At 57.8% G+C, this 7,793-nt stretch carries 9 protein-coding genes; 2 read left to right on the top strand and 7 right to left on the bottom strand.

Features of this window, described 5'->3' with window-relative positions; translation table 11 throughout:
- Positions 1-194 precede the first annotated feature (194 nt).
- Complete coding sequence (locus AAC083_RS03375) at positions 195-389, top strand: hypothetical protein (protein WP_108535792.1); 195 nt, start codon at positions 195-197, stop codon at positions 387-389.
- Between the two features lie 42 nt (positions 390-431).
- On the opposite strand, the gene AAC083_RS03380 is transcribed toward AAC083_RS03375, so the two are convergent.
- Complete coding sequence (locus tag AAC083_RS03380) at positions 432-1,856, bottom strand: DASS family sodium-coupled anion symporter (RefSeq protein WP_108535793.1); 1,425 nt, start codon at positions 1,854-1,856, stop codon at positions 432-434.
- 251 nt (positions 1,857-2,107) lie between these two features.
- On the opposite strand from AAC083_RS03380, the gene AAC083_RS03385 reads away from it, so the two are divergent.
- Positions 2,108-2,251 (top strand): hypothetical protein, encoded by a 144-nt coding sequence (locus AAC083_RS03385; RefSeq protein WP_181364627.1) that lies wholly within the window; start codon positions 2,108-2,110, stop codon positions 2,249-2,251.
- A gap of 47 nt (positions 2,252-2,298) precedes the next feature.
- Here the strand turns inward: AAC083_RS03385 and AAC083_RS03390 are convergent, their stop codons facing one another.
- From AAC083_RS03390 to AAC083_RS03415, 6 genes are all read right to left on the bottom strand, one after another.
- A complete protein-coding gene (locus AAC083_RS03390; protein ID WP_108535794.1) occupies positions 2,299-3,549 on the bottom strand; it encodes a DEAD/DEAH box helicase in 1,251 nt (416 codons plus the stop codon).
- Positions 3,550-3,647: 98 nt separating this feature from the next.
- On the bottom strand, positions 3,648-5,120 hold the full coding sequence (locus AAC083_RS03395) for a GGDEF domain-containing protein (protein WP_108535795.1): 1,473 nt from the start codon (positions 5,118-5,120) through the stop codon (positions 3,648-3,650).
- 501 nt (positions 5,121-5,621) lie between these two features.
- Positions 5,622-6,272, bottom strand: a complete 651-nt coding sequence (locus AAC083_RS03400; RefSeq protein ID WP_108535796.1) for a DUF799 domain-containing protein — start codon at positions 6,270-6,272, stop codon at positions 5,622-5,624.
- Positions 6,269-6,628, bottom strand: coding sequence for a DUF4810 domain-containing protein (locus AAC083_RS03405; protein ID WP_108535797.1), 360 nt, complete (start codon positions 6,626-6,628; stop codon positions 6,269-6,271). Before AAC083_RS03405 ends, AAC083_RS03400 begins: the two co-directional genes overlap by 4 nt.
- 11 nt (positions 6,629-6,639) lie before the next feature.
- On the bottom strand, positions 6,640-7,311 hold the full coding sequence (locus tag AAC083_RS03410) for a CsgG/HfaB family protein (RefSeq protein ID WP_108535798.1): 672 nt from the start codon (positions 7,309-7,311) through the stop codon (positions 6,640-6,642).
- A 142-nt stretch (positions 7,312-7,453) separates the two neighbouring features.
- Positions 7,454-7,793, bottom strand: a 340-nt coding sequence (locus AAC083_RS03415; RefSeq protein WP_258224586.1) for a LysR substrate-binding domain-containing protein, incomplete at its 5' end; no start/stop codon positions are given.

Below are 7,793 nucleotides of genomic sequence, written 5' to 3' on the forward strand. Positions count from 1 at the left end.
GAATAGCGAAGCGTATTCGGACGTTCGCGAATAGGAGGTCGCTGCTGATTTTTCCGGACTTTCCCCAGACTTCACCCAGACTTCACACAACCTCATTTTCACCTCACAAATCCCCCGTATCTTCTGCTCACTGCGTAAAAGGTCCGGTTTGCCACTGGGGGGCAAGGGGCTAGGTCTGTCGAGGGAGCAAGAGGATGAAAGGTTACTTCAAGGAGACGCTGGGCAATCTGGGCTTTATCGATGTGAAGGCCTATCTCCGGTCGCTGGCGCGGCTTAAAGGGATGACGCTGCCGATCAAGAGGGTGATCTGTGGTCACGACTCGCCGCTACAGGGCCCTGCGTTTATCGATCACTACCATGACCTCATCAAGGCGGATGCCAGAGCTTGAGAGGTATCAATGGATGAGGGCCCGTGATGGGCCCTCATGGTGTCAGATCAGGAATTGCCACCAGGTCAAACCGATAGACATCACCACGACAAAGCCCACCAGGGCGATCACCAGACCGATGCGCATCCACTCCGCGCTGGTGTGGTAACCCATCCCCAGCAACAGCGGGATGCGGGCGTGGGAGTAGGTTGCCAGGTTACAGCCCACGTTGGTGATGGCGGCGATGCTGAAGATCACCATTTCCTTGGGCACGCCGACCGCCAGCAGGGCACCGGCAATCACGGGTGCCAGCGCAACGACCTTGGCGGTGGCCGAGGCAAAGGCATAGGAGGTAAACAGGTAGAGACCCATCACCACCAGTAGCATGGGGATGGTGCCAAAACCGCCCAGCATGTTGTGCATAAAGTGGGAGAGTTCATCACCCAGCCAACCGGTGAAACCAACCCGTTTCAGGTTGTCGGCCATCCCCATCAGCACGCTGAACCAGATCAGGGTATCGAAGGCGGCGCTGTTGCCTTTGACATCATCCCAATTCAGTACGCCGAGCAGCAGCAGGGCGGCCAGACCGAGAAAGGCGACGGTCGTGGCATCCAGTCCCAACGTGCTGCCGCCGACCCAGAGCACGACCAGCCCGACAAACACACCCAGCAGGCTCTTCTCGTGGCGGGAGAGGGGGCCCATTTTGGCCAGCTCTTCCCGGGCGAAGCGCGGGGCATCCGGCGTGTCACGGGTTTCGGGCCGGATCACCAGATAGAGCACAAATGGGATGACCAGCAACAGGCCGATGGCCGGTGGCAGCAGGTAGAGCGCCCAGTCCCGAAACCCGATGGCCATGCCCGCGACGCTGGCGGCAATGCCCACCAATGCCAGATTACCGGCAAAACCTGTGCTGAAGGCGACCGCCGAGGCGTCATTCATGGCGCTGACGCTGGAGAGCAGGAACTGGCCCAGCTTGCGGTCATCCTTGTTGATGGTTTTGGCCAGCGAGTTGGCAATGGGGGCGACAATGGCCGCGCGCGCCGTATTGCTCGGAGTGGCAGGGGCCAGAATAAAGTCGGCCACCGCCAGACAGTAGGCGGAGCGCAGGGTGGATTGGCCAAAGCGGCTGAGCAGTAACAAGGCGATACGCTTGCCGAGCCCGGTCTTGGCAAAGGCGCTGGCGATCATGAAGGCGATCACGATCAGCCAGATCAACGGATGGTTGAAATCGACCAGTGCACCGTCAATGGCCGCTTTGGGGGTCGCTTCGCCACCGGCGCGCAGTACGGCATAGAGGGTCAGAGAGATAATGGCGATATAGCCGGTCGGCGCTATGTTGGTCACGATGACCAGAATGGTGGCGATAAACAGAATGGCCGTGTGATAGGCCGCCGGAGCGAGCCCGGTCGGAGTGGGGAGTGACCAACAGAGGGCCGCCAGCAACACTATGCAGAGTGCGGCTAACCGGGGGGGCGTGATTTTTTTCATGAGATCTCTTATTTGATGTATCGAGGTTAGCGATTGAAGTTGCATTTGAACCCACACTATAAAAGGGGAGTTGAAAGATTCCTAATGTAACAATCATGCCAAAGGAGTTGCTGGTGACATAGAGGGTGGGGGTGGCCCTGATAAATGGCGATGTGAGGGCGCTTGATGGCTGACCTAAAGAGGGCTGTTCTCAATGCGGATCCTCCCATAAGATCATTTCCTCTCTGGACTTGTAGTAATAAGCAATTGATATGCAATATAAATCCCTCGCTCGGCTGAAGCAGGCATTTATCACCGGGAGGTGGGCTTCGCTGGTCAGCATTGTTCTCGGTTTCGCCTTCAAGGTGTGGCTGGCGCAGTGGGTCGCCAAGGGGGAGTTGGCTTGTACCGAATAACAAAAAACGCCCGTGCGGGCGTTTTTTGTCGGGGGTATTGATGCGGCTTAACGCTTGCCCTTGCCACCCTGGTTGCCAGAGAGTGCCTGCTTTCTGGCGCGCTGCTTCTGGGCCGCCTTGCCGTTGCGGCGCGGCTCGGGCTCAAAGCGGGTCAGATCCGGCTCAAAGCCCGGGAACCACTGCTGGGGCAGGCGAGTGTCGAGCACCGCTTCCACCTTCTCCAGCAGCGGCGCATCTTCCGGGCTGAACAAGGTGATGGCGAGCCCTTTGTTGCCGGCGCGGCCGGTGCGACCGATGCGATGGACGTAATCCTCGGCCACAAAGGGGAATGCGAGGTTAATCACATAGTTGAGATCCAAGATATCGAGGCCACGGGCTGCCACGTCGGTGGCCACCAGCGCCTGCAGGGTGCCGGCGCGAAACGCCAACAGCACTTTTTCCCGCGCTCCTTGCGACAGATCGCCGTGGAAGGCGAGCGCATTGATGCCCGCCTTGCCGAGCTGCTGGGCCAGCTTGTCAGCCCCCTGACGGGTGCGGCTGAAGATCAGCACCGGCGCCCACCCTTTCACCTTGATCAGGTGCTCCACCAACGCCACCTTGCGCTCGCCATCCACCGCATAGACCCGCTGCTCCACCTCGGCTGCCGTGGTGTTGCGCGGCGCCACTTCAATCAGCTCAGGGTCGCGCAGCAATACGCGGCTCAGGGCGTAGAGGTTGTCATCGCAGGTGGCCGAAAACAGCAGGGTCTGGCGATCCGCCGGGATCTGTTTCAGCAGTGCCTTGATCTCGTCCATAAAGCCCATGTCGAGCATGCGATCCGCCTCGTCAAACACCAGATGGCTGAGGCTCCCAAGGCTCAAGGCTCCTTGCCGCAAATGATCGAGCAGCCGACCCGGGGTGGCGATCAGGATATCCACACCTTGTTGAAGCGCCTCCACCTGGGCGGCAATGCTCACTCCGCCGTAGACCAGGGTGCTGGTGAGGCTGGTGCCCTGACCGTAGCGCGCCACGCTATCAAAGACCTGCACCGCCAGCTCGCGGGTCGGCACCAGTATCAGCGCGCGGATCGGGCGGGGGGATCCCTCTTGCGGTTGTTGCAGCAACTGTTCCAGCAGCGGCAGCACAAAGGCGGCGGTCTTGCCGGTGCCGGTCTGGGCACCCGCCATCAGATCACGCCCCGCCAAAATAGTGGGAATGGCGCGGGCCTGAATGGGGGTAGGCGCGGCATAGCCGAGCTCGCTCAGGGTCTGCTGCAGACGGGGGGAGAGGGCCAGTTCGGCAAAGGAGGCAATGGACATAGGGGCACCAGTGTGGGGTTATCGCGGCCAGCGGCCACGACAGAAACAGTCATCGTGGCCGCGATGGTAACAGATGCAGGGGGATCGGCAGAAGGTGGCTATGCAGACTCGGCTTCGTCCGGCAACGGGCGGATCAGCCGGATCGTTGTGCCCTCGTAGCAGGCGATGTTGTGCTTGCCGTGCTGCTTGACGTGATAGAGCAGTTCGTCGGCCAGATGGACCGCTTCGGTGACAGTGAGGTAGTCGCGGATGCGGATCACCCCGGCAGAAAAGGTGATGGGATCAGGCAGTTCGGGGATCTGCAGGGGCCTTGTTAGCAAGCGTTTGGCCGATTGGCTCATCATGTCGTCATTCCCCATCCCCCGAAACAGCACGATAAACTCCTCCCCTCCCCAGCGAATGGCGGTATCGAGCTTGCGAATGTTGCCCTTGAGGTAACGCGCAAAGGCGGTGAGCGCGGCATCGCCGATGCTATGACCATGCAGATCGTTGATCGACTTGAAATTGTCGATATCGAGGATCATCAGGTAGTCGTGCTCGTGCAGCAGCCTCTGGTTGAGGATGTCTCGTCGTGGCAGTCGGGTCAGGTGGTCGGTGTGAGCCAGAGTGCGCAGCCGCAGGTAGAGCTGTTTCCAGGTGACCATCAGCAACAGCAGGGCGATAAGATAGATCTCGAAGGCGGCGCTGTGCAGTGTCAGTTTGATGAAGTCGAGCCAGGAGTAGGACCACTTCAGATAGAGATCCGTCCCCGCCTTGGTGCGCATCAGTGACTTTTTCAGGCAGAGATGGAAGGGACGGCAGGGTTCGGCAACGTTGAATGAAACGGCTGCGCGGGTCGGGTTGATATTGGTGAAGGGTAGCAGCACATCCCGAAACGCCTCATCGACGGAGATATTGATCCCGAGCAGGCCGTATTTGTAACTGCCGAGCCCCGACTGATGGATGAAGGGGAAGTACATCACTATGGTGTTACGCATGCTGAAGCTGTCGATCTCGATATCGGAGACAAAGGCTTCATCGGCGCTGCAGAAGGTGCGGTTGGGTGCAAAATCGGCGCAACCGAAGTAGTGATACCAGGCGGGCTGCGCCATCAGATCCGTCTCGATCGATGCCAACTTGGCGGGCAGCACATTGTTGTCGGCCACCATGCCGATCAAGCGATAGTCATTCCAGAGGGTATAGATGTTGTTTACCTCCGGGTATGAGAGGGCATAACGGAAGGTATTGAGCAGGTTGGCGGCCGGATATTGCAGCGGAATATCGGCAAAACGCTGTTGGGTTTTCAGGTCGAAGCCATAGAGGTAGTCGGTGTCTAGCCCGTTCACCGGGGCGGGGATATCCTGCCCTAGGTGCAGATCGGCGTAGCGGACCATGTTCTCCACTTCAAGGATCTTGGCCCGCTGGTAGAAAACGTCGAACACGTTCTTCTGCTTGGCGGTGATGAGATTCATGTCGCGCCGGAGGCTATGATAGGTGTAATAGAACACTGAGCCCAATCCGGTCAGTATTAGCAGGGTTACTCCCAGCAGCGTCAGTTTGGAATATTCGTTTCTAACCTTATGCCAAGCCATAGTGAGGGGAGTCTCCGGAGTGAAAGTGGGGGGATATTGTTGGTAGGCTGCCAGACTAGCTGGAGTATACGTCAAAGCAAGTCCGGGAGAATCGGCAGGCATCGGTCATCGCCAACACCTGGGTCGGCCACCGGCAATGGGCGGTCGCCTATTCCCGAGGACAATGACCTGATTAGCCGTGGTGCGGCCAGCTACTCGACGATCCGCAGCACTGCGGCGAAGTGCTCGCCTCGCTCTTTTACGGGCTGACTTGCTCGTCGCCTGCTTCCAGCCCCTCCAATGGTTACTTCATTTTAAGGCTGTGAGGTGTCTAGGGAGCCAGGGGCGATTCATCGTGGCTGAGATGGTAGCAAAAGCAGGGGATCGGCAGAAGGCGGACAGGAGGAAGAGTGTGGGGGCTGTGAAGGACGGTGCCCATCAGAAACGAGTAGTCGCTCTCACTGACGGCGGAAAGAAAAAAGAGGGCTGTAGCCCTCTTGGTATCTGGATGTTACGCATTAGTTATTTCTGATACTTGGGGGCATAGGGGCCGTATAGGATGCCATTGGGCATATCGGCACTCAACAGCCGGAAGCTGGTGACCCCTGCAATTTCATGTCCCTTGTCGGTAATGGTGTTGGCAATTTGATTGACGACGGCAACAACCAGCATACCGATCAGGCCACCACCAGAATGGCTCTGCTGTTCTGCACTGCTGGCACTGGCTTTGCCTTCCCACAACAGCTTGCCTGTTCGAAGATCGACCAGGCGTGCACTGGCTGTGACCACAGTTTCACTGGACACAACCAGATAGCTGGTGCCGTAATTCTGGATGTCCAGATACAAGGCTGTGTCGGCACCATAGATCTCGTGCAGCTTCTTGATCGGCAGCGCATGAATGTCAGCCGCTTCCGTCACACCATTTTGACGGAAAGTCTCATTGGTGACGGCGACGGGCAGCACATAGTAGCCAGATTCAGCCAGCGGGAGTGTGATTTGGGATTGCAGGCTTGCCCCGGCTTTGACATCGGGTGAGTGGTTCAACGGTGGCAATACCAGAATAGAGGTCGGTTTGCTCTCTTTGAACGCGGTGTAATCGTAAGACGGGCGCTGTGCGCAACCAGCCAGCAGAAGGGTGGCGAACATCAGTGAGAAGAGGGCGGGCATCTTCATTGGGTAGCCCCTTTTTTGTTGGACATCAGAAAGTTCATAAAGGGAGCCGATTCCGGGAACAGACGTTTTTCTGTCTCAAAATGCTGGCGGGTTTCTGTATCTTTGCCCAGCTGGGCATATAGCATGCCTAAATGGGCATGGAAACCGGGGGGAACTGCCTGCCCTTTGGCACTTGCTTCTTGCTGGTTCTTCTCAAGCGCAGAGATCTGTTCCTCTACGCTGGTTTCGGTGCCCTGCATGTTTTGATAGACAACCGGCTGGTACTGATCCCAGTTATAGAGAGAACGCGGCGCCTGAGCACACGCAGTCAATAGCAGGGCCGCAGCCAACAGGGTGAATAGCTTGAACTGTTTCATTTTTATTCTTCCTACTGAGCCGGATGCCAGGCGCCGGTCTCAATACCGTTCACCAGATTGTTGACTGCTTCGCGAATGGCCAAGTCCAGCACTTTGCCATTCAGGGTTGAGTCATAGCTTGCGGTGCCGCCAAAACCTATGATTTCACGATTGGACAATTCGTATTCACCGGCTCCTTGGGCAGAAAATACGACTTCGGAGGTGGTGACATTGACAATGTTGAGGTTGACCTTGGCATAGGCAATCTGGGATTTGCCGCGACCCAGGATGCCGAACAGCTGGTGGTCACCGACCTCTTTGCGGCCAAATTCAGTGACGTCACCGGTGACCACGTAGTCAGCCCCTTTGAGGGCTTGAGCCTGTTTCTTGATTCCCGCTTCAGCCCTGATCTCATCCATGTTGTCACGATCCAGCACACTGAAACGGCCGGTTTGCTGCAGGTGGGTAATCAAGACGGTTTTCGCCTGGCTGCCCAGTCGATCCACGCCATCGGAGAAAATGCCGCGCATGTAGCTGGAGCGGTTATCAAATTTCCCCACGGCAATCGGGCTGCGAGGGCCTTGATAGTGGCTCTGGTAGGAGGCAACTTTGGGGACATCCAGAGCACGAGAGGATTCGCTGGCACAACCAACCAACAAATTCGCCATCAGGATGATACCGCATGAAACAACGAACTTATTCATATAACGTCCCGTTTAATAAGGAAAAAACAGCGACGGACTCTAGCATGGTTCGCTGCGAAGAAAGTGCCCCGAATGGGGGGCTGGTCAGTTCAATAATTGAGCATTCAGTTAGTTTGTACCGGCAAAGGGATGGCGTGGCCTGTCAGCGGCAGTGAAACACCTCTTCCAGCGCATCCACCACGGCGCGTACCCGGCTGGCCTTCTGCAGGTCGGGGTGGAGCACCAGCCAGATGTCGACCGGATCGCTGTGGGTGGGCAGGACGCGTACCAGCTCGGCTTCTCTATCTGCCAGAAAGGTGGAGAGCAGGGCTATCCCCAGTCCTTGGCGGGCCGCCGCCAGCAACAGCAGCTGGGCATTGCACTGCAGCACCACGTTCGGTTCGTGCAGCGGCTCCCCGCACAGGCTGTGCCAGTGGCGGGAGACCAACTCCTTGGCAAACAGTAGCAGGGCGTGCTTACTCAGGCCGTGGCCGCTCTTGGGC

This window comes from Aeromonas sp. HMWF014, from assembly GCF_963878295.1.
Taxonomy (GTDB): Bacteria; Pseudomonadota; Gammaproteobacteria; order Enterobacterales; family Aeromonadaceae; genus Aeromonas; species Aeromonas popoffii.

Coding starts and splice junctions, on each gene's coding strand:
- AAC083_RS03375 (WP_108535792.1), top strand. CDS start 195: ATGAAAGGTTACTTCAAGGAGACGCTGGGCAATCTGGGCTTTATCGAT.
- AAC083_RS03380 (WP_108535793.1), bottom strand. CDS start 1,856: ATGAAAAAAATCACGCCCCCCCGGTTAGCCGCACTCTGCATAGTGTTG.
- AAC083_RS03385 (WP_181364627.1), top strand. CDS start 2,108: ATGCAATATAAATCCCTCGCTCGGCTGAAGCAGGCATTTATCACCGGG.
- AAC083_RS03390 (WP_108535794.1), bottom strand. CDS start 3,549: ATGTCCATTGCCTCCTTTGCCGAACTGGCCCTCTCCCCCCGTCTGCAG.
- AAC083_RS03395 (WP_108535795.1), bottom strand. CDS start 5,120: ATGGCTTGGCATAAGGTTAGAAACGAATATTCCAAACTGACGCTGCTG.
- AAC083_RS03400 (WP_108535796.1), bottom strand. CDS start 6,272: ATGAAGATGCCCGCCCTCTTCTCACTGATGTTCGCCACCCTTCTGCTG.
- AAC083_RS03405 (WP_108535797.1), bottom strand. CDS start 6,628: ATGAAACAGTTCAAGCTATTCACCCTGTTGGCTGCGGCCCTGCTATTG.
- AAC083_RS03410 (WP_108535798.1), bottom strand. CDS start 7,311: ATGAATAAGTTCGTTGTTTCATGCGGTATCATCCTGATGGCGAATTTG.